The 24,653-nt window shown below is 50.1% G+C and carries 16 protein-coding genes; 11 read left to right on the top strand and 5 right to left on the bottom strand.

The genetic code is table 11. The annotated features are described in order from the left end of the window. Positions 1 to 88 precede the first annotated feature (88 nt). A complete protein-coding gene (gene speA / locus Mal48_RS17325) occupies positions 89 to 2,005 on the top strand; it encodes a biosynthetic arginine decarboxylase (protein WP_145202429.1) in 1,917 nt (638 codons plus the stop codon). 215 nt (positions 2,006 to 2,220) lie between these two features. On the opposite strand, the gene Mal48_RS17320 is transcribed toward speA, so the two are convergent. Further along, entirely contained in the window at positions 2,221 to 3,516 is a 1,296-nt protein-coding gene (locus tag Mal48_RS17320; protein ID WP_145202426.1) for an aminotransferase-like domain-containing protein, read from the bottom strand. 307 nt (positions 3,517 to 3,823) lie between these two features. On the opposite strand from Mal48_RS17320, the gene gatC reads away from it, so the two are divergent. From gatC to ppdK, 5 genes are all read left to right on the top strand, one after another. Beyond that, positions 3,824 to 4,117: an Asp-tRNA(Asn)/Glu-tRNA(Gln) amidotransferase subunit GatC gene (gatC, locus tag Mal48_RS17315; RefSeq protein WP_145202423.1), complete on the top strand. Its 294-nt coding sequence runs from the start codon at positions 3,824 to 3,826 to the stop codon at positions 4,115 to 4,117. Positions 4,118 to 4,378: 261 nt separating this feature from the next. Next, positions 4,379 to 5,842 (top strand): Asp-tRNA(Asn)/Glu-tRNA(Gln) amidotransferase subunit GatA, encoded by a 1,464-nt coding sequence (gatA, locus tag Mal48_RS17310; RefSeq protein ID WP_145202419.1) that lies wholly within the window; start codon positions 4,379 to 4,381, stop codon positions 5,840 to 5,842. Between the two features lie 155 nt (positions 5,843 to 5,997). After that, positions 5,998 to 6,309 carry a L28 family ribosomal protein gene (locus tag Mal48_RS17305; RefSeq protein WP_145202416.1) on the top strand — a complete coding sequence of 104 codons (312 nt, stop codon included), beginning with the start codon at positions 5,998 to 6,000 and terminating at the stop codon, positions 6,307 to 6,309. 95 nt (positions 6,310 to 6,404) lie between these two features. Next, positions 6,405 to 6,539 carry a hypothetical protein gene (locus Mal48_RS23775; RefSeq protein WP_261341957.1) on the top strand — a complete coding sequence of 45 codons (135 nt, stop codon included), beginning with the start codon at positions 6,405 to 6,407 and terminating at the stop codon, positions 6,537 to 6,539. A 167-nt stretch (positions 6,540 to 6,706) separates the two neighbouring features. Continuing rightward, positions 6,707 to 9,430: a pyruvate, phosphate dikinase gene (gene ppdK, locus Mal48_RS17300; protein WP_145202413.1), complete on the top strand. Its 2,724-nt coding sequence runs from the start codon at positions 6,707 to 6,709 to the stop codon at positions 9,428 to 9,430. Between the two features lie 270 nt (positions 9,431 to 9,700). Here the strand turns inward: ppdK and greA are convergent, their stop codons facing one another. Beyond that, positions 9,701 to 10,189 (bottom strand): transcription elongation factor GreA, encoded by a 489-nt coding sequence (gene greA / locus Mal48_RS17295; RefSeq protein ID WP_145202410.1) that lies wholly within the window; start codon positions 10,187 to 10,189, stop codon positions 9,701 to 9,703. 315 nt (positions 10,190 to 10,504) lie between these two features. Here greA and Mal48_RS17290 point away from each other — a divergent pair, with 315 nt between their 5' ends. From Mal48_RS17290 to Mal48_RS17280, 3 genes are all read left to right on the top strand, one after another. After that, entirely contained in the window at positions 10,505 to 11,950 is a 1,446-nt protein-coding gene (locus tag Mal48_RS17290) for a DUF1501 domain-containing protein (RefSeq protein ID WP_231739675.1), read from the top strand. 115 nt (positions 11,951 to 12,065) lie between these two features. Beyond that, entirely contained in the window at positions 12,066 to 13,724 is a 1,659-nt protein-coding gene (locus tag Mal48_RS17285) for a serine hydrolase domain-containing protein (RefSeq protein WP_145202407.1), read from the top strand. Between the two features lie 112 nt (positions 13,725 to 13,836). After that, positions 13,837 to 16,815, top strand: coding sequence for an SMP-30/gluconolactonase/LRE family protein (locus Mal48_RS17280; RefSeq protein ID WP_231739672.1), 2,979 nt, complete (start codon positions 13,837 to 13,839; stop codon positions 16,813 to 16,815). A 252-nt stretch (positions 16,816 to 17,067) separates the two neighbouring features. Here Mal48_RS17280 and Mal48_RS17275 read toward each other — a convergent pair whose 3' ends face one another. Next, a complete protein-coding gene (locus Mal48_RS17275) occupies positions 17,068 to 18,078 on the bottom strand; it encodes a GDP-mannose 4,6-dehydratase (protein ID WP_197442310.1) in 1,011 nt (336 codons plus the stop codon). A gap of 184 nt (positions 18,079 to 18,262) precedes the next feature. Between Mal48_RS17275 and Mal48_RS17270 the strand changes: the two genes are divergently transcribed. Further along, the gene (locus Mal48_RS17270; protein WP_145206341.1) at positions 18,263 to 19,855 is read left to right on the top strand and encodes a sulfatase family protein; all 1,593 of its coding nucleotides are present in this window, start codon (positions 18,263 to 18,265) and stop codon (positions 19,853 to 19,855) included. A gap of 213 nt (positions 19,856 to 20,068) precedes the next feature. Here Mal48_RS17270 and Mal48_RS17265 read toward each other — a convergent pair whose 3' ends face one another. Continuing rightward, on the bottom strand, positions 20,069 to 20,671 hold the full coding sequence (locus Mal48_RS17265; RefSeq protein WP_231739666.1) for a superoxide dismutase family protein: 603 nt from the start codon (positions 20,669 to 20,671) through the stop codon (positions 20,069 to 20,071). A 734-nt stretch (positions 20,672 to 21,405) separates the two neighbouring features. On the opposite strand from Mal48_RS17265, the gene Mal48_RS17260 reads away from it, so the two are divergent. Then, positions 21,406 to 23,022: a serine/threonine protein kinase gene (locus Mal48_RS17260; protein WP_145202401.1), complete on the top strand. Its 1,617-nt coding sequence runs from the start codon at positions 21,406 to 21,408 to the stop codon at positions 23,020 to 23,022. 31 nt (positions 23,023 to 23,053) lie between these two features. Here the strand turns inward: Mal48_RS17260 and Mal48_RS17255 are convergent, their stop codons facing one another. Next, complete coding sequence (locus tag Mal48_RS17255) at positions 23,054 to 24,514, bottom strand: hypothetical protein (protein ID WP_145202398.1); 1,461 nt, start codon at positions 24,512 to 24,514, stop codon at positions 23,054 to 23,056. Between the last annotated feature and the right edge of the window lie 139 nt (positions 24,515 to 24,653).

The following is a 24,653-nucleotide window of genomic DNA, read 5'->3' as shown; positions in this document are numbered from 1 at the left end:
GTGTTTTCAAGTCATGAATCGCTCCGTTATGCGAGGCTGAATACGTCTGTCTTTTTCAAAATGCTCTAGATTTACGAAGTAACGGAATATGATCGATCCGAATCGGCAGTGGTCCACAAATGATTCCAACGAGTTGTATGATGTCTCTCGTTGGGGGAATGGTTTCTTTTCTGTCGGAGAAAATGGACATTTACAGGTCCATCCGAATCGGAACCAAGAAACATCGATTGATCTCAAGGATCTGATCGATCGAATTCAGGTGCGTGGATTCGACCTGCCGATCCTGCTGCGATTCAATGGAATTCTCAAAGAACGATTGACTGAAATTCGTGATGTCTTCGCGAAAGCAATTGCGGAGAACGACTACAAGGGGCGCTATGCTTGCGTCTATCCGATCAAAGTGAATCAACAGCGAGGAGTTGTTGAGAAGATCGTTGAGTATGGTCGAGAGTATGGATTCGGACTGGAGGCAGGCAGCAAGCCTGAACTCCTCGCTGTGGTCGCGATGACCGATCCATCGATGCCAATCATCTGTAATGGTTTCAAGGATGATGAATTTATCGAGATGGCATTGCTTGCACAGAAAATCGGTCGCACAGTCATTCCGGTGGTCGAGAAGTACAGCGAGCTCGAACGTATTTTGGTTCTGGCGAAAAGAATCGGCGTCCGACCCCAAATCGGTATGCGAGTGAAACTCGCTGCCCGGGGAGCCGGTCGTTGGCAGTCTTCAGGAGGATACCGCTCGAAGTTCGGGCTGACTGTCAGCGAGGTACTGCAGGGGCTAAAGCTTCTGGAGTCAGAAGGAATGGAAGATTGTTTCAAGCTTCTGCATTTTCACCTCGGCAGTCAAATTACCAATATTCGACAAGTGAAAGCTGCGGTCACTGAAGCGATTCGTACTTACGCAGATCTTTATCGACGCGGTGCCGGACTGGAATATCTGGATGTCGGTGGTGGATTGGGAGTCGACTACGACGGTTCTCAGACCAACTATCAGTCGAGCATGAATTACACGCTTCAGGAATATGCAAACGACATTATTTATCACGTCACGACAGTTTGTGAAGAAACAGATGTCCCGCACCCAATCATTCTCTCGGAGAGTGGCAGGGCGATTGCAGCTTTTCACAGCGTACTCGTGTTCGGAACTCTAGGAGTGACTCGTCAGGGGGAATACGACACCACTCTGGCCGAGATCCCCGAGGACTATGAACAGCCACTGCATGATCTGTTCTTGACCGCTCAGGAGCTGACGGTTCGAAACGTTCAGGAGAGTTACCACGATGCTCAACAGGCTATGGACATGGCGATGAGTCTGTTCAGTGGTGGATACCTTCCATTGGAGCAACGTGTTCTGGCAGAGAATTTGTTTTTTGCGATCTGTCGAAAAATTGGAAAGCTTGTCGAAGAACTCGAATACATTCCCGAAGAATTGACCTCCCTGCCGAGTATGTTGTCTGATTTATTCTTCTGTAACTTTTCACTGTTTCAGTCGATGCCAGACAGCTGGGCGATTAAGCAACTCTTCCCGGTCATGCCGATCCATCGTCTCGAAGAACGCCCTTCGCGTGATGCGGTCTTGTGTGACATTACTTGCGATTCGGACGGGAAAATTGACACCTTCATCGATCGTCGAGACGTCAAGAAAACACTCCGGCTTCATGAATTTGACGGCTCGCCGTATTACCTCGCCGCGTTTCTCATTGGAGCTTACCAAGAGATTCTCGGAGATTTGCACAACCTGTTTGGTGACACGAATACAGTTCACGTCGAGCTTGATGAGAATGGACAGGTTGTGTTGCAGACGATGATCAAAGGTGAGACCGTCAACGAAGTTCTGGACTATGTTCAGTTCGACGGAAAAGAATTGATTGCCCGGTTGCAAACCGCCATCGAGCAAGCAGTCCGCGAATCACGAATTGACAATGCCGAAGCGGGGCGGTTCATCAAGTTCTATGAAGATGGGCTCAACGGCTACACGTATCTTGAAGGTGTCAGTGATTAAATCAAAGGATTCGCTTTTTCGCTTTCGGCGTTTCGAATAGCCGTTTCGAATAGCCGTTTCGAATAGTCGTTTCGAATAGTCGTTTCGAATAGTCGTTTCGAATAGTCGTTTCGAATGGCTGGGGTGCTCCCGTCAAGGAAGCCCCCGAGCCTTCAACGATCAGGTTCAATCGCGTTCAGGCAAAATCGCGTTCAGACAAGATGTGCAGAGGAGCTTTAAGCATTGTTTGCCATAACATTTTTCACTGAGACCGCGAGTCGTTTCATCGCTTCGGTAATCTTTTCTGGTGTCAGTACTCCGTAGCTGAGTCGCATTTGATGTTTCGGCCGATTCTCAACTGGGCCGGCGTAGCAGAGTTCTCCCGGAACGTACATGACCTTATTGGCGACAGCTTCCTTGAAGAGCGGGGAGTCAAACCCGGTTGCGATTTCTTCAGGTAAAGACATCCAGACATAAAGGCCGCCGTGAGGCGAGATCCACGAGACTCCTGGGAGGTCTTCAAAGTATTTCTTAGCTGCAGCGAGCATTGAGTCACGTTTCTGGCGGTATCCTTCTCGAACGTTTTGAAGGTGCTGAGTGTATCGCCCGCTCTTTAGTGTCTCTGCGATGAGGTGCTGATTAAAGTTGGATGAGCCGAAATCTTCGTTCCCTTTCCGGTCGCAGATTGGGGTGACCAAATCTTCCGGAAGGACTCCAAACCCCACGCGAATTCCTGGGGAAAATGTCTTTGAGAATGTTTGAGTATAAATCACATGGTCGCGTGACTTATCGAATGACCACAAGCTGGGATGAACTTCTCCGTCGTACTGGAGTTCTCGATATGCGGCATCCTCAAGGACGAGAATGCGATGGTCTCGGGACCACTTCTGAGCAATCTCGACAATTTGTTGACGCCGTTCGGTGGCAACACAAACTCCGCTTGGGTTGTCGTAATAGCTGACAACGTAAATCATTTTTACTCGATGAAGCTCCTGCATCGAGTCGATTTGTTCAAGTGCGGCATTCAGGGCCTCGGGCTGCATTCCGTAATCGTCGACCGGAATGGTGACTGACCTGGCTCCAACTCCTGTGAGATTCCCCGCGAAAACAAAGTATGTTGGGCCTGCAACGAGGCAGATGTCACCCGGATCGAAGAGAACTTCGCTAACGAGTGAGAGCAATTGCTGTGACCCGGTTGTTGCGATCAATTGATGTTTATCGATACCGAGATCTTTTGCCTCGACCCCTTCCAGCGAAGCAAAATGGTTCAGCAACTCGCTTCTTAATCCGAGGCTCCCCTGTGTTGTTCCGTATTGAAGGGCACTGCGGCCTGATTCCTCTGTCGATAAAACCTGAGAAGCTGCCTGGAGTGCATCTTGAACAGGCAAAGTCTGAGGATCAACGAGTCCGGCAGCCAGGGAAAGGCATTGCGGATTTTCGACGCCCTGCTGCATCAAAAAGCTGATCGCGAGGTCTCGGGTCTGGTGGCTTCGCTCACTGAGAATCAGGGGTAACTTTGTCGATGTGGACATGTTGCTCTTTCTTTCTGCTTCGTCAGACCCGACTCTTGTGTTATTGTTCGCAAAGAAATCAAAATCGTCGAGTTTGCAGCACCCTTGAACTGTGGTGCAATGATCACGGAAAATCAATTGAGTCCCTTCGGTTGACGTTCTCGTTGATCAGGCTGGAATATGCCCGCCAATGTTCCCATCATGTCAATGTGCCCATCATCATGCAGGGTGAATTCAAAAGGTTCGGCGTTCAGTGGATCACGTTTGGACTGTGGAGCGGCTCGGCATTGAAGTTCAACGGCGGAATTATTGAAAGTGGTGGAACCCAATGACTTTAAGTACAGAAGATGTTCAAAAAGTTGCCAAGCTGGCCCGACTGAAATTGACTCCCGATGAGGTTGAGCAGTTTGCCGGACAGTTGGGGCATATTCTCGGCTACGTTGAGATGCTCAACGAAGTCGATACCGACAATGTTCAGCCCATGGCACACGCTGCGGATGTAACGAACGTTTTTCGGAGCGATGAAGTGCAAGCCTCGCTTCCAAGAGAAACGGCTCTGGAGAATGCTCCAAAGACCGACGGGAAATACTTCCTCGTTCCACAAATTTTGGAAGGAAGTTAGCACGACCTGTTTGGCTGCTACTGAAAAGAGTGTTTCACTGAGCCCTGGCTAAGAGTGTCAGGTAAAGAGTGAAACATCTGAATGCAGGCTCTCAAGTTGATCGTCTCGAGATCCTGACTTTTGAAAATTGGTACAGAACACTGAATTTGGCCTCTCAGCTACTGAGAAGATCCCTCCTTGCAAAGGGTGTTGTCGAGGTTTGAAATCCTCTACAAACATGCATGCATCGCCCAAGTATATTGTCCTGAAAGACTTTGAGCTGTGAATCACTACAAATCCGCGAGCGAGCAACTCGCACAACTTCAGTCTGGTGAGACCACCAGCGTCGAACTCGTCCAACAACATCTGGGCCGGATCGAGGCTGTCGATGGCAACGTCAACGCATTCCTGGAAGTCTGCTCCGATTCTGCACTCCAGCAAGCTGAGGAGATTGACCGACAAAGAGCTGCCGGGGAAAAAGTCGGTCGGCTGGCTGGGATTCCGATTGCAATCAAAGACAATATTTGTGTTGAAGGCTGGAAAGCTTCTTGTGCGAGTAAAATGCTGGAGAACTTCACTTCAGTCTATGATTCACATGTGATTGAGAAGTTAAAAGCTGCGGGTGCGGTTCTGGTCGGTCGCACAAATCTGGATGAGTTCGCGATGGGGTCGTCTTGCGAAAACTCAGCCTTTCAACAAACGAACAACCCCTGGGATCTCGAACGAGCACCCGGCGGATCAAGTGGTGGGTCCGCTGCCGCTGTCGCTGCCGGGATGGTTCCGCTTGCTCTCGGTTCCGATACCGGTGGATCAATCCGTCAGCCTGCATCGTTTTGCGGAGTGGTCGGAATGAAGCCGACTTACGGTCGGGTTTCGCGGTATGGTCTCGTCGCCTTTGCAAGTTCTCTCGATCAGATTGGACCATTCGCGAGAAATGTGGCAGACGCTGCTTTGTTGCTGGAATCGGTCTGGGGGCATGATCGCAGAGATTCGACATCAGTTGATGTTCCAACATCTTCTTTAAGCGATCAGCTTGAAGAACCGCTCAAAGGTTTGAAGATCGGGATCGTGCCGGAACACTTCAGCAATGGTCTGGACGACGAGGTCCGCGATAAAACTGAACAGGCGATTGAATCTTACAGATCACAGGGGGCAACAATTCAAGAAGTCGAGTTGCCCTACGCGAAGTACGGTGTGGCAGCTTACTACATCATTGCTCCGTCCGAAGCTTCAAGTAATCTCTCACGCTACGATGGAATTCATTATGGGCATCGAGCTTCATCTGATGGGAACATGAGCCTTGCAGATCTGTATGAAGCTTCCCGCGGAGAAGGGTTTGGACCTGAAGTGAAGCGCCGTATCATGCTCGGAGCTTATGCTCTCTCGTCCGGATATTACGACGCCTACTATTTGAAAGCTTTGAAAGTTCGGCGTCTGATCGCTGAGGATTATCAAAAGGCATTTCAGGATGTTGATGTGATCCTCTCGCCCACCAGCCCAACGCCAGCTTTCAAGCTTGGGGAATTAGTCGATGATCCACTCAAAATGTATCTCAACGACATTTATACGATCGGGGCAAACCTGGCAGGAATTCCCGGAATTTCGATCTCGGCTGGACAAACCGCAAGTGGGCTTCCAGTCGGAGTTCAGCTTCTCGCACCAGCCTTTGAAGAGGCGAAACTGTTCCGCGCGGCAAGAATGTACGAGTCTGCAAACTCCGAAAGTCGTCTCACTCCTGCTATGTGAGGTGTGGAAAGCGTTTACAGGGAATGAGTTACGAAGATTTCGTGCGGGAAAATCTTTTCGTGTGATGGAATTGAAGTCATTCGGTCGAATGATTACAATCGCCCGCTCTCAATTTTGAACAGTATCCGACTGAGAAGTCAAAAAGAGTTGTTCCCATGAGTACGTTGAAAAAAAATAAACGAGCAAAACTGGCAAAAAAACACAAGCTGTATGGTGAGAATAAGCCAGCCATCGGGAACAGCGTGTCACAGCGTGGTAAACCCAAGTACCTCGGCGGTAACGGTCGTAAAACGACTGGTATTACTCGACGTAAGTTCAAGAAGAATTTACAGAAGATTCGAGTCGTCGAAGATGGGAAAGTTGTTCGCCGACGAGTTCCTGTCAGCTTGATTCGATCGGGAATGGTCGATCTTCCTGTCGTTCGGGAACCATTTACGGTTGATCTGAACGAAGCTGCTTCAAAATAGTCAGTGGTTCACACTCTGATATTGCAGATCAACGCAGCAAATCTGGCGTAGTACAGGTTGGCACAGCGTGATCGCATACGAAAACAGTAAGCCCAATGGCTTGGTTGCCTTGGGCTTTTCTGCTTGTCGGTTCAGAGTGGAAGCAACGTTTCGGTTTTGAAATTCTCGATTCAAGGACGATGGCGGCATCCGGGCTGCGAACACTTGAAGTCCGTGTTATGGGTCGTTAGTGTCCATTTTTCTTTCGAGGAATGAAGAGAAAATCTGCGCCGAAGTTGCTCAGAGACCTTCTTGACGATGTCCCGACTCCTGGGATTTCGGGATAAAATCACCAATCACCTGTTTCAATACTCTGTGTGGAGATTCCGCACAGATGTGGTCAAGGTAAGGAAAAACCATGTCAAAGTATGTTTACACCTTCGGTGGCGGAAAAGCAGATGCAGATGCATCTCAGAAGAATCTCCTTGGTGGAAAAGGAGCGAATCTGGCAGAAATGAATAAGATTGGCCTGCCCGTACCCGCCGGATTTACTCTCTCAACCGAAGTCTGTATTCACTACAACGACAACGATGGTGGGTATCCTGAAGGTCTGGAAGAGCAAGTTCTCGCTGGGCTGAAAAACACCGAAGAAGTCATGGGAGCCAAGTTTGGCGACAAAGAAAACCCACTTCTTCTTTCTTGCCGATCAGGTGCTCGTGAGTCGATGCCAGGAATGATGGACACTGTCCTCAACATCGGACTTAATGACGATACCGTTGCTGCTCTGATTAAACAGTCAGGAAACGAGCACTTCGCTTGGGATAGTTACCGCCGTTTCATCCAAATGTACGGTGACGTCGTTCTTGGTCTTAAGCCAGAATCAAAGAACGATCCAGACCACTTCGAAGACATTCTCGACAAAGCCCGTGAGTCAACCGGTGTTGAGCACGAGAAAGATTTGACTGTCGATCAACTCAAGCAGATCGTGGCTGAGTTCAAAGCTGTCATTAAAAAACATGCTGGCGTTGAGTTCCCTACAGATCCAATGCAACAACTTTGGGGCTGCATTGGTGCGGTCTTTGGAAGTTGGATGAACGACCGTGCGATTGTCTACCGTCGTCAATACGGAATTCCTCACACTTGGGGAACTGCCACTAACGTACAGGCAATGGTCTTCGGAAACCTTGGAAACGACTGTGCAACAGGTGTGGGACTCACTCGGAACTGCTCAGACGGAACACCTGGTTTCTGCGGTGACTACCTCATCAACGCTCAAGGTGAAGACGTTGTGGCAGGAACACGCACACCGAAACGTGTCGAAGAGACTTTCGAGCAAGATGATCCGGCAGCCTACGCTGAGTTGGTAGAAATCGGGAAGAAGCTCGAAAATCATTATAAAGATGTTCAGGACATCGAGTTCACAGTTCAAAAAGGTAAGGTCTGGATGCTCCAGACTCGGAACGCGAAACGAACCGGTTTCGCAGCTGTCCGTATCGCTGTCGACCTCGTCAACGAAGGTCTGATTGATCCAAAGACTGCATTGCAAAAGCGTCGTATCCCTGCTGACGATTTGAACCAACTTCTTCAGCCGATCTTCGATCCGGCAGCCAAGGAAGCGGCTCAGAAAGATAATCGTCTCCTGGCTAAAGGGATCAACGCCGGTCCTGGTGCGGCTTCTGGTCAAATTGTTTTCCACGCTTCAGATGCTGAAGCTCAGTGGAACGAAGACAACGACAAGCAGTTGATTCTTGTTCGTCGCGAAACCAGCCCTGAAGACCTTCGAGGAATGAAAGTTGCCAAGGGAATTTTGACAGCCTTCGGGGGAGCATCTTCACACGCTGCTCTCGTGAGCCGTCAAATGGGGAAAACCTGTGTCTGTGGTTGTGATCAACTGAACATCAACTACGAAGCAGGCACCGTTACTGTTGGTGACACTGTCCTCAAAGAGGGTGACTGGATCTCAGTTGACGGATTTACTGGCGAAGTCTTCAACGGTCAGATCGATACTTCAGCTTCTGAGGTCATGGAAGTTCTTCTCGGTAACTTGAATGCCGAAGATGCTCCAACATACGCTCGCTACGAGCAACTCATGAAATGGGCGGATGAGTACCGTACACTCAACGTACGAGCAAATGCTGAAGCGGACGACGCTGAGGCTGCTGTTGCTTTGGGGGCAGAAGGTGTGGGACTGTGTCGAACAGAGCACATGTTCTTCGATCACCTTGACGAAATTCGGGAGATGATCTTCTCGACCAAACCGGAAGATCGTGCCAAGGCACTCGCTAAACTTCTTCCATTCCAACGTGAAGACTTCACCCACCTGTTTAAAACACTCGGTGACCGTCCCGTTACAATTCGTCTGTTAGATCCACCACTCCACGAGTTCTTGTCGAAGCATCACATGCACGATGATCCGACGCTCGGACCAAAACTCGCCAAAGAGTTCGGAGTCAGTGAAGAAGCTGTATTGCGACGAGTTGAAGAACTGGAAGAGACTAACCCAATGCTTGGGCATCGTGGTTGCCGGCTTGGAATTGTCTTTCCTGAAATCACAGCCATGCAAAGCCGTGCCATCTTCGAAGCTGCTTGTGGCTTGAAGAAAGAAGGAATTAACTGTTACCCAGAGGTCATGGTTCCGCTGGCTGGTTTCAAAACAGAATTCGAAAACCAGGCGAAGGTCATTCGTGAGACCGCAGCGAAGGTCTTTGAAGAGCAAGGCGTTGAAGTTGAATACATGGTCGGAACCATGATTGAAATTCCACGTGCTGCTTTGACAGCTGATGAAATTGCAGAAGATGCAGAGTTCTTCAGCTTCGGAACAAACGACCTGACCCAAACAGCTCTCGGAATGAGTCGAGACGACTACAAGGGTTTCATCGGCTACTATCAGGAAAACGATATTGTCCCTGCCGATCCATTCCAGACTGTCGACCAAACTGGTGTTGGCAAGTTGATGAAAATCGGTGTCGAAGGTGGTCGTTCAACACGGAAAGATCTGAAAATCGGAATCTGTGGAGAACATGGTGGTGATCCGAAGTCAGTCTTCTTCTGCCACGAAATCGGCCTGAACTACGTCAGTTGTTCACCACGCCGAATTCCAATCGCTCGCTTGGCCGCCGCTCAAGCAGCTTTGGATTCGTAATCAAATTCGAATCGACTGAATGAATAAAAAAAGCCCCTCACAAATTGTGAGGGGCTTTTTTCTTTGGATGACCCGTTTGTTTAATTCGAAAGATGCTCTCATCTCACTCAGGGTTCAACACTCTGCTAAATCCAACTTATGACAGTCTCACGACAGTAACCGGTAAGGGGCGAACACTTTCGTGTTTCGGATGTTCGTGAAGCGTGGTTATTTTCTAATCCATCTATCAGGTCCATGAGATAAGGTCACGCATCTCTTTTGAAACGTACGTTAGGTTTCACCGTGGTCGACGATCTTGATGATCTCGACATCCATCGTTGTGCGTGGGAGCTCGATACTGACTTTTTCTCCGACTTTCATACCCATGAGCGCAGTCGCAATCGGGCTGGTGGTCAGGATCTTCATGATCGGGCCGTCGTAGTCTTCTTCGCCAGGTCCGACGAATTCGTAAGTCTCTTCTTCATCCATATCCAGATCTTTGATGGTCACTGTGGAGCCAAAAGTGACGACGCCTTTGGGCATGTCCGCCTTGTCGACGATTTCGCAGTCTTTGAGGCGAGACTTGAGTTGGGAAATTTTGGCGGCCACCCGACCCTGCTCATCTCGTTGCCCGTGGTATTCGGCATTCTCCTTGAGGTCTCCCTCTGCGCGCGCTTCAGCGATCTTCTCTGCGATTTCCGGCATGACGACATCTTCGAGATGCTTGATTTCTGCCTTGATTTTTTCGAAGCCTTCTCGGGTAATCGGTTGCGGTGCCATAATCTCTCCTCGTCTTCTCCGTGATTCGACCCGCCCCAGAGACTGGGTGTTCGGTCTCGAATCTTAAGTTGTCTAAGAAATTCGAATAGTCCTTCTGAAGTTGCTTTCAGTCGCACAGATTGCGATCGCTTTCAGTATTCGTCAGGACCAATCAGGCCATAAAAAACACGGAACGCGACAGAAGCCGGTTCCGTGTGGGGCAATTTGTAAACCCGAGTCTAGCTCATTTCACCCTGTCATGGAAACGAGGAACTTGCGAATGGAGTGAAATTCCAATCAGGGCTTGCAGTATTATCAGCGAAATGTGATATGATAGTGTCGACTAAAATTATCTCTTCGGGGTCTGTGCAAATGATTCGGTTTCAGGGAGCGCCTGTTCAGCATTGCGATGGTTTGACGCGTCGCGAATTTCTCAACGCTGGCGCAATCGGTTTCGGTGGCTTGACGCTGGCGAGTTTGTTGAAAGCTGAGGCTTATGCTGGCATCAAGAACTCTCGCAAGGCGGTGATCAACATCCATCTTGATGGTGGTCCGCCTCAGTGGGAAACGCTTGATCCTAAACCGAATGCTCCTGCAGAAATTCGCGGAGAGTTCGGACCGATTTCCACATCGATTCCTGGAGTTCAGATCTCTGAGTTGATGCCCAAGGTGGCCTCGATCGCTGAGCAGTTTGTCTTCATACGAACCCTCGTGGAATCTGCCGGTCGTCACGATGCTTTTCAATGTCAATCGGGGTATGGCTTCAAGGACTTGGCTTCTCTCGGTGGTCGGCCTGCAATGGGAAGTGTGATCAACAAGCTGTTTGGAAGTCCCACCGATTCCGCTCCCGCATTTGTCGACATCATGCAAGGTCGGCCGCTCGTGCGGAACAGCGCACGCCCGGGTTTCCTTGGTCCAGCTTATCAACCGTTTCGCCCTGACATTTCCAAGATGTTCGAGCGCGAACTTGAAGCGGGAATGAAAGGAGAACTTCGACGACTCGGTGCAGACCATCAGATGAGTCTAGAGCTCAATGAAAGTTTGACCGTTTCTCGAATCGACCATCGACAGTCGTTGCTCTCTGGTTTGGATCGCATTCAACGAAAAGTCGACGCGACTGGAATGATGGACGCGATGGATGAGTTCCATCAACAGGCAACCGGGATTTTGACCTCTGGAAAGCTTGCTGAGGCGATGGACCTTTCTCGGGAGGACCCGGAAGTCATCCAGAAGTTCACTGCTCCCTCAAGTTCGGATAAGCTTGCCTCTTACACCAGTGAAGGCCCCAATGCTCCGCAGAAATTCCTGCTCGCCAGACGATTGATCGAAGCGGGGGTTCGTGTTGTCAGTGTTTCCATCAGCGACTTTGATACGCATCGAGACCACTTCGGACGCATCAACACGCTGATGCCGATCGTCGATTTTGGGCTCCATGCACTTGTGACCGACTTGCAGGAACGTGGAATGCTGGATGATGTGACGATCGTCGCCTGGGGAGAATTTGGACGGACTCCGAAAGTCAATTCCAACGGTGGTCGAGATCACTGGCCGCGCGTCGGTCCATGCTTCCTTGCGGGGGGTGGAATGAAGACCGGTCAAGTGATCGGGAAAACAGATCGCCTTGCAGCTGAGACCATCGAGCGTCCGGTGACCTACAAGGATGTCTTTGCCACGCTGTATAAAAACCTCGGTATCGATGCCAGCCAAGTCGCCCTGATCGACCCTCAAGGCCGTCCTCAATATATCCTGGATGAGGCGCAGCCGCTTGCAGAAGTGGGATGAGTTGACTGACGACAAACTGCCATATCACATGTTCATGTCACAGTTTCATGTCACAGTGGTCCAGCCAGTTGTGGATGGATTGTGGATCAGCAGATAACAAGAGACCAACATCGTTATGGTTCACAAGACCGGGTTCTGTAGCTGCTTGGTATCTACCATTTTCCTTGTTGTAGCCTCGGTCGCGTGGGGGCAACAATCTGTTGGAGATGAACTCCGTTCCAGTGCGTTGGAACTTCGCAGGCATTTCGGTGAGCAGCAGTTCTCGCCGCCCGTTGGATTCATTCTAAGGCAAGGCCAACAGTTGCCCGAACTGGTTTGGGAGCACCCTCATCTCGTTTCGCAGGTGCTCGATGACGCGACGATTCCGACTCGCTGGTTCAATGATCAGTTCGAAGCAGTGCAGGTTGCCAGCGAACCGGGACGCTACTATGCATACGGCGAAGCGCCTGTTCCCGACGGACCTCCTTTACGTCGAGCGATGACTTGTTGTTGTGTTGTGAAGTCTCTGGATCTTACGAAATTCGCCCATGAGAGACTCACGGAGAAGAGTCTTGGAACGGTTGAGGCTGGCAAGAATTCTGATCGTCAACGTGAAGAAGCGACTGCACTGTTGGATCGCTGGAAAAAGACCGAAGCAGGGGCCGTCGAATTGGCTGCGCTGCTTGATTCAGATCGTCCAGCGAGTTCGCTTCGTCCGGGCCAATTGCAAATGGAGAACGCCACTCGACATGTGCGGCTGAAACGTAAACTCATGGGGATCGACCAGACTCCACTGGTGAAAGCTGTACCGAAAAAACTTACTGGCGCGTCGGCCCCGACGTTACACAACGGGCCACTTGATCAGACTGGAATTTCTGAAGAGCAGGTCCAGGAACTCAAGCTCAAACTTGATGAATGGTATGCAGCGTCGCAAGAACCGATGGCGGTCGTGGTCGCACAAGACGGCGTGGTTGTCCTGTCGCAAGGGTACGGAGAAGTGGAAGGTGACAAAGCGACTGTCAATGTGACTGTCAATACTCCGATGCGGCTGGACTCAGCCATGAAGCCACTCATTGGCCTTCAACTTGCGATGTATGTTGATCAAGGTGCGATTCAGCTAGACGAACCGATTGGTAACTTTCTTCCAGACTTCAACAGTGCGAAGGATCGCAATCTGACATTCCGAGCCGGTCACGTTCACGCGACCGGAATTCACTTTCCGTGGGAACTCGCATTTCGACGATTGTTTTATTTTCACGCTTGGAATGAGAGTCTGATTGCACATTGTCCACGAGAGTGGAATCCCGGAAGCAAGTCTCGGTATGGCGTCGTTGGCGTGATTCTCTCGGTTCGTTCGCTGGAACTTTTACGAGGGCGAAACTACTGGGATGCGATGGAGCGAGACATGTTCTCGCCACTTGGGATTCACGACATGCTTCCGGGGGGAACTGGCTTTTCAGCAGAAGACATGGCACGTATCGGTGTGGTGTTGAGTAACAGAGGAAAATATGGTTCATTGGAAGTGATTTCAGAGGAAACTCACGATGCGATTCTGCCCACGTTGCTCACTCCATTTTTCCCCGACTTGAAAACGAAGTACGGGATTGGGTTTCAAGACTTTGGTCAGTATTTAGGACCGGGAAGCTATGGCCACGCTGGCGGATGCGGAACACTTCTGGTCGTCAATCCTGATAAGCGGCTGGTCTTTGCGATGGCTCGGAACGGAGCAGGGAAGGATTTTCAAAAACACCGAGCAACTGTCATGACGTTGTTGAGAAAGTGGTGTGAGGATTGATTGGTGGACCGTAGAACCGTTTGTCTGAGAGAGCTTCACGTGTGACTCAATCGTGTTACACTGAGTTGCATCGATGTAAGACCCCGGAATAGCTCAGCCCATTTGGATCGACATGCTCAAGCGACATTCATTTTCGTCAGTTCGTTTTCTGGCACTGATCTTTGGAACCGCGTTGCCGACCATCATGTTGTCGAACATCATGTTGCCCACCACGAGTCATGCTGCTGAACCGCTTGAATTGGAGCAGCTCAAACTGGAACTACATTCACAACAGGAATCGGGTGTTGGAACGGGGCGGTTTCTGCCAGTCACCACGATGGAGTCCTGGTCTCCATCCGAAACTGCGATCATTGTTTGTGATGTCTGGGACTATCATCATTGCCTGAACGCTGTCCGTCGACTGGAGGAGTTTGCACCTCGACTCGATGCGGTATTAAAGAAGGCTCGCGATCAAGGAGTGACGATTATTCATTCACCGAGTGACTGCATGCCCGCTTATGAGGGGCATGCTGCTCGGGAAAGAGCCATGGCTGCCCCTCGTGCGAAGCAAGTTCCACATGCGATCGGCGATTGGTGTTCGCAAATTCCATCTGAAGAACGTGCTGCCTATCCGATTGATCAGTCGGATGGAGGAGAGGACGACGATCCTCAAGAGCATGCAGTCTGGCGCGAAAAGTTAATCGAGCTGGGACGCGCTCCGAACCTTCCCTGGCAACGACAATCAGCTTTGATTTCCATCGACGCGGCGCGAGATTTTATTTCAGATCGAGGGGATGAAGTTTGGAATGTGCTCGAAAGTCGCGGAATCAAAAATGTGATTCTGACTGGTGTGCATGTCAATATGTGTGTGCTTGGTCGTCCGTTTGGTCTGCGGCAGATGGCACGGAATGGTAAACGGGTTGTCTTGATGAGTGACATGACCGATGCCATGTACAACCCTCAGCGATGGCCATATGTCTCTCACTTCACAGGGAATGACCTGATCGTTTCGCACATTGAACGATACATTTGCCCAACGATCACGAGTGACCAGATTCTTGGTGGGGAACCGTTCCGATTTTCGAAAGACAGCCGTCCGCACGTCGTGATGGTCATCGCTGAGAAGCCGTATGGTTCGCATGCGACGCTTCCCGATTTCGCAGTCAAGGCACTCGGTCGCGACTTTCGAGTGACTGTGTTGCACGCCGATGAAGAGAACCCATACTCAATTCCCGGCTTTGAGGTGATCCGCGATGCTGACCTGCTTCTGCTGAGCGTCAGGCGGCGTCTCTTGCCCGAAGAGGACATGTCGATTCTTCGTGAATATGTTACCGCTGGAAAACCGGTGATCGGTCTACGTACATCCAGCCATGCCTTCGCCTTGCGGAATTCAGAAGTTACTGAAGGTTACAGGGACTGGCCGGAGTTCGATGCCGATGTTTTTGGCGGTAACTACCACGGAAGTTATCCAGATGAACTTCGTTCGACCGTGAAGCTCACTCCTGCAAGTGGAGAACATGTCGTCTCGACCGGGATTGATGAGACGCCGTTTGTGCAGAGTGGTCATCAATATAAAACAGGTCCTTTGCGATCCGGGGCGAATGTGATTATGGAAGGTTCTGTCAAAGGTCATGACGCGGACCCGGTTGCGTGGACATACACTCGGACCGATGGCGGGAAGTCGTTCTATGTCGCCTTGGGGCATCCGGACGATTTTCAGCAAGCCTCATTCGTACGGCTCCTGGCGAACGCTGTCTACTGGGGAGTTGATCAGGCTGTGCCAGAATCGATTCCGTCTTTGACTCCGGAAGAAGAATATCGAGAGCATTGGGTGAATGTAGCTGTCCCGTCGACGTGGGAGGGTGCTTCGCAGGGTGTTCTGAAAGAAGTCGATGGCTCTGGCTGGTATCGTTGTGTGCTCTATCTTTCAACGTCTTTTATTGAAAAGGGGCAACCACTTTCTTTCCGGCTGACAAGTCCGACTTCAGAAGGGGGGATTCGGGCATGGGTGAACGGCAAAGAGCTGGGATCTCGGGATGGGAAAAGTTTTACAATTGCAAGGGAATCAATCGTAGTCGGTGATTACAACTTGCTGACGCTTCATGTTCCTGGAGCGACATCTGCACTCACTGCGGCGCCGGTACTTCACTCCGCACAGCGAGAGATGAAGCTTGCGGGAAGGTGGCAGTTTCGGTTGGGAGCAGCTGATGCAGAGTTTGAAAACATGCCACTTCCAGCAAAGTTTGGAGGGGGCTCGGATATCGTTTTTTCACCAGAAGAACCTATGTGGGTTGCTCGTGCGGTGACTCGACCTGGTGAGTTTACACCTGGCATCGAAGGTCCGGCCTGCGATGCTCAAGGCAATATCTATGCTGTGAATTATTCCCGACAGGGGACGATCGGACGAGTCACTCCTGATGGAGCAGGGGAAATCTTCGTGAATCTCCCTGAGAAGGGTGTCGGAAATGGCATCCGCTTTGGGCAAGGGGGAGAAATGTTTGTTGCTGATTATGTCAACCATAAAATTTGGCGGATCAATCCTGAAACGCGCGCCGTCTCGCTGCATGCTCAGCAGTCAGCGATGAATCAGCCAAACGATATCGCAATCGCGGACGATGGAACTCTGTACGCCAGCGATCCCAATTGGAAGGAATCAACAGGACAACTTTGGCGAATCGACCCTGACGGAACGACAACGCGACTTGCCAACGATCTCGGAACGACAAACGGGATCGAAGTGAGTCCGGATGGGAAAACCCTGTACGTCAACGAAAGTCGTCAACGAAACGTCTGGGCGTTTACCATCACTGATGAGAAAAAGCTGATAGACAAGCGGCTCATCCGACAGTTTCCGGATCACGGTTTTGACGGAATGCGTGCGGATGTCGACGGCAATTTGTATCTGACTCGATACGGGAAAGGGACTGTCGTGAAGATGACTCCTACGGGAGAAGTATTGCGTGAGATCCACGTGTTAGGGATGCGGCCCAGTAATCTCTGCTTTGGTGGTTCCGATGGACGTTCCGTTTACGTGACGGAAGTCGAGTCGACGCGACTTGTCACATTTCGGGTTGATCGCCCCGGCCGATCCTGGAAGCAATTCGAGAGATGATCTAGAGCAGTTCGCTCTTTCGTGTGCCCGTGAAGAACGCATTTCTCTAGAGCTGGTCCTGTGAGTTGACATTGCTCTCTCAAACATTGAGACGGGCGGCTATTCCAGAAGTTTTCGGACTGGTTCAAGTAAAAATGCTGTTCGCCACGAGGCAGAATCTGCAAGCCAGTTCGAAAGATGCTGTAGTGCAATCTTGAGCAACGAACGAATTCGATTTCACCGCACACTTTAAGTGTGTGGTGAAATATGTTTTTACTCTGACTCGCTGCGTCTCTGCACGATTCGCTGCTTGACCATCGCTTCGATCATCTCGGCAAAAGTCGTTTGGGGTTGCCAACCGAGATCAGTTTTGATGCGGGTCGGATCTCCAACGAGTCGTGTTGGCTCAACTGGTCGGAAGAATTTCGGATCGGATGTTGTGTAGTCTTGCCAATCAAGTCCGACCGTTTGAAATGCGATTTCTAAAAACTCTCGCAGCGAGTGCCATTCTCCGGTCGCAATCACATAGTCTTTCGGCGCTTCATGCTGAAGCATCATCCACATCGCTTCAACATAATCGCCTGCAAAGCCCCAGTCACGACCAGTCTCGAAGTTGCCTAAAACAAGTTTATGTTCTTCTCCGAGAGCAATGCGTGCGGCGGCATCAACGATCTTTCCAGAGACAAACTCGGCAGAACGCCGGGGTGATTCATGGTTGTAAAGAATCCCTGAGCAAACAAACAGACCGTAAGCTTCTCGATACGATTCGACCAATGATTGAGCGGCAACTTTCGAGGCTGCATAGGGTGAGCGAGGTGCGTATTGAGTCGATTCTGATTGCGGAGACTCTTCCGTTCCACCAAATATCTCGGCACTGCTCGCCTGAAAGAATCGGATTGATTGAGACCTGCTCGATGCCCGAATCGCTTCGAGCAACGCGAGAGTCGGTTTTACGTTGGCATTGAACGTGGCTGTGGGATGATCGAATGAATCACCAACCCGAGTCTGCCCTGCAAGGTGATAAATTTCGTCGATCTTGTGCTTGTCGAGAAATTCACTTGTCGCCTCGTCCCTGGCGAAATCCAACTGATGGATCTTCAAGACTGAGTCGAGAGGATCTTCAGGCAAGCGTGCTTTGTTGAGTCCCGCTTTCAGGTGATTCAGACTCTCACTTTCCGCTGATCGCGTTGATCCGTGGACGCAGTACCCTTTAGAAAGCAGGAGTTCACACAAGTATGAACCATCCTGTCCGGTGATTCCGGTGATGAGTGCCGTTTGTGGCATTTCGATAGAAGTCCAGGTAGGTGAAATGAATGTCAGGAAGATGAACGGTTGAGCCGTCTCTACTTCGACTCGCTTGACCACTCAGATGGGAAACCGGATGATCGTTGAGAACAACTCAGAGATCAACAAACCAACGATGGAGAATATTGAGCAGATGCTGAATCGTAACCCCTTTCTCACATTCATGGCAGCCTTCTTCACGTTGACGGCAGCAATTCAGGCTGCCGATAAGCGCCCGAATATCCTGTTCATTTTCACAGATGATCACGCTTCGCACTCGATCAGTGCATACGGATCGAAAATCAACAAAACTCCGAATCTCGATCGCATCGCCAATGAAGGGATGCTCTTCGAGAATTGCTTCTGTACAAACTCGATCTGCGGACCGTCACGAGCGGTTATTCAAACTGGCAAGTACAGCCACCTCAACGGGTTTCGCACAAATGGCGACAAGTTCGATGGGACTCAACAAACATTTCCGAAACTTCTGAAAAAGTCTGGCTACGAAACAGCAGTCATCGGAAAGTGGCATCTGGGTGAGCACATGCCCCCGCAAGGCTACAACTACTCTGAAGTGCTGATTGGTCAAGGACCATACTACAACCCACTGATGCTCCGCGACGAGAAGGGTGATGGGAATCCGAAACGGACGAAATATACAGGCTACACGACAGAGATCATCACCGACCTCGCGTTGGAGTGGCTGAAGAATTCCCGCGACGATGAAAAGCCGTTCATGCTGATGTATCAGCATAAGGCCCCACACCGCGAATGGGCTCCGGGGCCGGGCTACTTGCACATGTTTGACGACGTTGAAATCCCCGAACCGCCAAACCTGTTCGATGATTATTCAACCCGAGGACGTGCCGCTCACGAGCAAGACATGTCGATCGCTAAAACGATGACACCGCGAGATCTCAAGTTGACTCCCCCGCCATATTTGAATGAAGAACAACTCGAAGTTTGGAACGCTGCGTACGAACCGAAAAACGAAGCTTTCCGCAAAGCCAATCTCAAAGGCGATGACCTGGTCCGCTGGAAGTATCAACGGTACATCAAAGACTATCTTCGCTGCATTGCTTCGGTTGATGACAACATCGGCCGCATGCTTGATTACCTGGATGAGGCTGGGCTGACTGAGAACACTGTCGTCATTTACAGCTCTGATCAAGGATTCTATCTGGGTGATCATGGTTGGTTCGACAAGCGTTTCATGTATGAAGAATCATATCGTCAACCACTTCTCGTTCGCTGGCCAGGTGTCACAAAACCGAACTCGAAGGATAACCATCTTGTTTCGAACATCGACTTTGCAGAAACGTTTCTGGACATTGCAGGACTCGATGTTCCCAACGATATGCAAGGCCATAGTCTGGTTCCTCTACTTAAAGGAGAGTCCCCCGACGACTGGCGGAAATCGCACTACTACCATTATTACGAATTTCTAAACAATCGCCGTACCGCCCACATGGTCAGGCGTCACTATGGAGTTCGAACTGACAGATACAAACTGATTCACTTCTACAATATTGACGAATGGGAACTCTACGACTTGGAAGCGGACCCGCTGGAGATGACGAACATTTATGCCGAGCCGCAATACAAGTCGCTTGTCAAAGAGTTGAAGGCAGAGATCAAACGCCTGCAAGCGGAACTTGAAGTCCCGGACGATACCGGCTCGGTCGAGCCCAATCCGCCGTCGTTGAAACTCAAGCAGAACCCGCGACGTCAGAGGCAGAAGCCCAAGCAGACTCCAAAGAAGAACAATTCTCAATAGCGTACAGGAGTGCTGATTGACTCTGTAAAGAGATGGCTCTCTCAGAAAAAAAACGCCGCGTTCGGAATTCCCGAACGCGGCGTTTACTATTTCACAACAAAGAGTTGATCGACTAGAGCCGTTTGCCCTGTCGTGTGCCCGTGAAGAACGCATTTCTCTAGCAAAATGCTGTTCGCCATGAGGTAGATGCTGCAAGCCAATTCGAAAAATGCTCTAGTTCTTCTTCATCTTCTTTTTCGCAGGTTGAGCGATTCCAATCACTCCGACTGCAACACGTGGCCCAGCATCACCAGAAGGTTGGCTCTTCAGGTCATCTTTTCCAGCGTGGACGACGATTGAACGACCAATCACAAAGTGAAGCTTCAAATCTTTTTGAGTGATATCAACTTTGGAGACACCTTCACTATCTGCTGTGATGTTTCCAAGGTCCCCAGCATGTCGTTCGTGATCCCCGGGAGCACCGTGATCGTGTCCATCAGGATTGTAGTGTCCACCGGCAGCTGTTCCGTCGGCAGCTCGAAGGTCTCCAAATTCATGAATATGGAAGCCGTGCTCACCAGGAGTCAGGCCAGTCACACGCCCGGTAACACGAACTCCGGACTTGGTTTGTTTCAACGTCAGGCGACCTCGAACTTTGTTTCCTTTTGTGGAGCGCAAAACGACGACACCCTCCGTAAACATTGGGGCATGCGCATGGTCATGGTCTGCATGGCCATGCTTTTCTTTACTATCCTCCGCTTGAGCTGGTGACAGCAAGACTGTCATCCCCATGAGTGCGCAGAATGTCATTCCTAAAGTTGTCGATTTCTTAAGCATTTGTTTTCCTTTCAACATCGAGTTCGTTCTTCACAAAGAAGAATCTAATCCACGTCTCAACAAAGTGGTCATAGCCCAGAGGCCACAACCAGAGGTGAATCAAATTTGTCTCAAGCAAGAGTTCAAAATTGATTCATCCTACCCACTTCACTCTAATCGATTCGTTGTCACATTTCCTCTCTGCTGCTTATATCTCTAGTTAGAGCAGTTTGTTCTACCGTGTGCCCGTGAAGAACGCACTTCCCTAATAAAAATGCTGTTTGCCACGTGGTAGATCCTGCAAAGCAATTCGAAAGATGCTCTAGAAGCCCACTTACTTGGAGTTTCAAACGCTGGCGTGGGCGACATTAATGAGGCGTTAGAGCACTGACAGCCCCTTTCAGTACAGTCCGTGGAAGTGCTGCACAATGAAGCACAAAGTCGTGCAAGAATGATCGAATGTCAGAAAAGTAAGCCACATCGCAGCAGGAGTGTTCCTTGGTAAAGCATCTCGTTCTGCGACCTTATGGAAGATTCAAGAGGAAGCCACACTCTCCAAAATGGTTGAGTCAATATTGCGTTTCTCTAGTATTTCTACACGTTTTTCAATCAAGAGAGCTGCAACCTCTTAGATATGCACGGGTGGCGTTTCCATGATTGCTTGCAGTTTCGGACAAAGTTTCTGGATTCGGCATGTGGCGTGCATACATTCTCCTCTTGGTTTAGATAGATGAGACGAAAAGCGGGAACCAAGCATGACGACACCAACACCTTCCACGATGGAGATGCCTGAACAAATCGGGCCGTTTCTGGTCAAAGAACAAATTGGCCAGGGAGGGATGGGTGTCGTTTTTAAAGCAGAACACTCCGAAACCGGCCAGCCGGTCGCGATTAAGATTCTTAATGAAAAGTCCTCGACGGACTCGAATGTCAATGAAAGATTCACTCGCGAAATTGACATCCTCAAAAAATGCCAGCATCCAAACATCGTTCGTTCATTAGGAACTGGAGCGATTCACGAACGCAAATTCTACATCATGGAGTTTGTCGAGAACGGTTCTGTTGCGGACCTGTTGAAAAAGAAGCGTAAACAGTCCTGGCAAAAGGTGATCGGATGTGGAATTCAGGTCGCCAAGGCTCTTGAATATGCTCATGGAAAAGGGATCATCCATCGCGATCTGAAGCCAGCAAATTTAATGATCGACAAGAATGGGTACATCAAGCTTGCGGACTTCGGCATCGCTCGCGATATGCACGAAAGTGCGTTGACGCAAACCGGAAAAACTGTCGGAACTCTGGCGTACATGTCTCCCGAGCAAATCACGGGGAAATCGCTCGTCACTCCTCGAAGCGATATCTATTCGCTCGGCTGTGTTCTGTTTGAAATGCTCACAGGGCAACCTCCTTTCACTGGTGAAAACGAAGTGGAAGTCCTGTTCAAACACATTCAAGAAGAACCGCCGCAGATTTCGGTCCTCGCTCCTGAAACCCCTGTGTGGCTTTCAAAATTGATTCACAGCATGCTTGAGAAAGATGCGAATGAACGTCCCTGGGACGCGCCGTTTCTCATCATGAAACTTAATGAGATCCCCAAGAAAGTCGAAGCCCAAGAAGAACGCCTGCTCAAGTCGACCAAACAGGGGAAGAGCCTTCTCACCGCTAAATACGATAAAAAAGAACGCCAGAAAAAGAAGAAAAAGGACTCCACAAACCAGAAAGGAGCCTTTTACGAACAGAGTTGGTTCCTGATTTTGACGCTTGTTTTGGTCCTCGGTGGAATCGCTGGCATCGTTCAATATTCTCGCAGCGAAGGCCGCCTTTACGCTCGGGCAGCTGAGGCGATGGCGAGTTCAAATCCGTCAGACTGGACTCGAGTTGAAGGAGACTTAATCTCTCTGCAAACACGATTTCCAGAGAGTCAGCACGCATCAGAAATTACGGGCTGGCTCGACCAGATTGGAATGCATCGCGCTGAGAGAAAGATCGAAACAAATGTCCGCTTCGGTCGCGATCCTCAATCTGAAGCAGAGCGACTTTATGTGGAAGCTCAACAATTTGAAAAGTTTGGGGACCGATTGACAAGCTTGGAGAAATATGAGGCGATGCAGCACGTTCTCACCAATGATGACGAAAATCGCCCCTTCCTCAATCTTGCCAGACAACAGAGTGAAAAAATCAAAACTGCCGTCGGCTCTACGAGTGACCGAACGGAATTCGTCAAGGAGCAACTCGATCTGGCAGCGAAGATGGAGCAGGAAGGAAAAACCATCGGCAGTAAAAAGAAGCTTCAGGCGATCATCCGCTTATACGGCAACAATCCAGAGTTCGACTCACTCACCGAACAGGCACGAACTCAGCTGAAAGAACTGTAAAGACGCGGGAGTAAACCGAACGCATCGAGCCTTATGTCTCTTCATCTCCTTGTGTTCCGTGATCCCATTCATCGAGCATTCGTTGGATTCTCTTCTGGTCCAGTTCGTCAGGATTGCAGTGGGCGAGTGCGTATTTCAATGCTTCTCTGGCATCGTCCGTTTCACCAAGGTCTTGCAGAGTCAATGCCCATTGAATTTGCACAACGGTGAGTGTTGGGGTTTCTGATTTGGCGTAATGCCAAAGTGTCAGAGGTTGCGACCAGACGGGCAAGTAGGTCAATGTCCCCCAGCAATAAACTGAAACGATCGCCACGCAACTCAGAAGAGGTGCCATCGCAAATCGCTTTGAAAGCTGTGGAAGTTGGAATGATTTCCAGATCTCCTTTGCTCCAAGGAGCACTCCGCAGAAGAAGGGGACCATCGGTAAATAGAGATACCGATCGTTCATTAAGGTCGTGATGGGGAAGAGGTTCAAAACTGGAATGAGCAATAAAATCCAGCTAACAAAACAGAAAACGGTCATCGAGTAGCGTTTGTGGAACTTCCAGGCGAGACCAGCCAGGCCGATCCAGCTCACAACAGAAAGTGCAATCCATCCCGCAATGCCAGATGTCTCGGGATCGTATAAGACACAGAGATCGTTCGGGACAAACATCATGCCGACATATCGCCATAGCACTGTGCAGTCAATCGCGAAGATCCAGAGTTTGCTCGCACCGATATGGCTTCGCACTCCGCCCACAATTGTTGTTTGTGCAGACATTGTGATGAAGATCAGCATGACACAGAAAAACATCGGGATAATCTGCTTGGCTGCCGAGTCGGCGAATTTCTTTTTACCAATCAAAACATCCCAAGCGACCACAATCGGCGGGACAACAACAACAGAGGCTTTACTCAATAATCCCAGCAGCAACCAGATGATGCCCCACCCTTCATGTCGAGAAGTCCTCTCAACCCTCAACCAGCAGATGAGACCTGCCAGCATGAAAGTCGTTGAGAGCAGTGTCTTCCGAGAAGAGATCCAAGCGACAGTTTCAACTTGTAGTGGATGCAAAGCAAAGAGTGCAGCGAGCCCCCAGGCAGCGAGTTGATTCTTTGAAATTCGTTCAACCAAGCTGTAAACAAGAACGGCATTCACAGCATGCAGGAGGACGTTCGTCAGGTGATAACCTCCCGGCCACAACCCCCACAAAGTGTGCTCGACGAGAAAAGTTCCGATCGTCAGCGGAGCAAAATTTCTGGCGACCGGTTCTGTCGCAATCTTGTAGAGATTGACCGGATTCCAACTCTTAATGAGATCGTTCTGGACGATGTACCAGGTGTCATCCCAATTCAGAAATCCAAAATTCACAACCGGTGCATAAACGAGAAACGTTACCGCGACTAAGCCCAGGACTGGCCAAAGATTCAATTGCAGCCAGGCACGAAACTGAGTCCACACTCTCTTCCAGAAGGAGAGCTGTTGATCTTGTTCTGGCAATGACGACACGTTCAAGCTCCGAGAGGATGAGAGGTTTCATCCCAAACGTAGGTCAAAAACGCCTGCTGCTCGAACGCAACAGATCCGGACAATCGAAAGAATCGCAAGCGAGACTGTACTTGCGGTTTGTAACGGTTTTTCATTCAAC

Source organism: Thalassoglobus polymorphus, from assembly GCF_007744255.1.
In the GTDB taxonomy this organism is placed as follows: domain Bacteria; phylum Planctomycetota; class Planctomycetia; order Planctomycetales; family Planctomycetaceae; genus Thalassoglobus; species Thalassoglobus polymorphus.
The sequence above is the reverse complement of the archived record's forward strand: the minus strand, read 5'-3'. Positions and strand labels throughout refer to the sequence as shown.

Bases quoted from the DNA above. Each gene is read 5' to 3' on its own strand.
- speA (WP_145202429.1), top strand. From the start codon at position 89: ATGATCGATCCGAATCGGCAGTGGTCCACAAATGATTCCAACGAGTTG.
- Mal48_RS17275 (WP_197442310.1), bottom strand. From the start codon at position 18,078: ATGCCACAAACGGCACTCATCACCGGAATCACCGGACAGGATGGTTCA.
- Mal48_RS17265 (WP_231739666.1), bottom strand. From the start codon at position 20,671: ATGCTTAAGAAATCGACAACTTTAGGAATGACATTCTGCGCACTCATG.
- Mal48_RS17285 (WP_145202407.1), top strand. From the start codon at position 12,066: ATGGTTCACAAGACCGGGTTCTGTAGCTGCTTGGTATCTACCATTTTC.
- Mal48_RS17305 (WP_145202416.1), top strand. From the start codon at position 5,998: ATGAGTACGTTGAAAAAAAATAAACGAGCAAAACTGGCAAAAAAACAC.
- Mal48_RS17280 (WP_231739672.1), top strand. From the start codon at position 13,837: ATGCTCAAGCGACATTCATTTTCGTCAGTTCGTTTTCTGGCACTGATC.
- gatC (WP_145202423.1), top strand. From the start codon at position 3,824: ATGACTTTAAGTACAGAAGATGTTCAAAAAGTTGCCAAGCTGGCCCGA.
- greA (WP_145202410.1), bottom strand. From the start codon at position 10,189: ATGGCACCGCAACCGATTACCCGAGAAGGCTTCGAAAAAATCAAGGCA.
- Mal48_RS17270 (WP_145206341.1), top strand. From the start codon at position 18,263: ATGGCAGCCTTCTTCACGTTGACGGCAGCAATTCAGGCTGCCGATAAG.
- ppdK (WP_145202413.1), top strand. From the start codon at position 6,707: ATGTCAAAGTATGTTTACACCTTCGGTGGCGGAAAAGCAGATGCAGAT.
- Mal48_RS17260 (WP_145202401.1), top strand. From the start codon at position 21,406: ATGACGACACCAACACCTTCCACGATGGAGATGCCTGAACAAATCGGG.
- Mal48_RS17320 (WP_145202426.1), bottom strand. From the start codon at position 3,516: ATGTCCACATCGACAAAGTTACCCCTGATTCTCAGTGAGCGAAGCCAC.
- Mal48_RS23775 (WP_261341957.1), top strand. From the start codon at position 6,405: ATGGCTTGGTTGCCTTGGGCTTTTCTGCTTGTCGGTTCAGAGTGGAAG.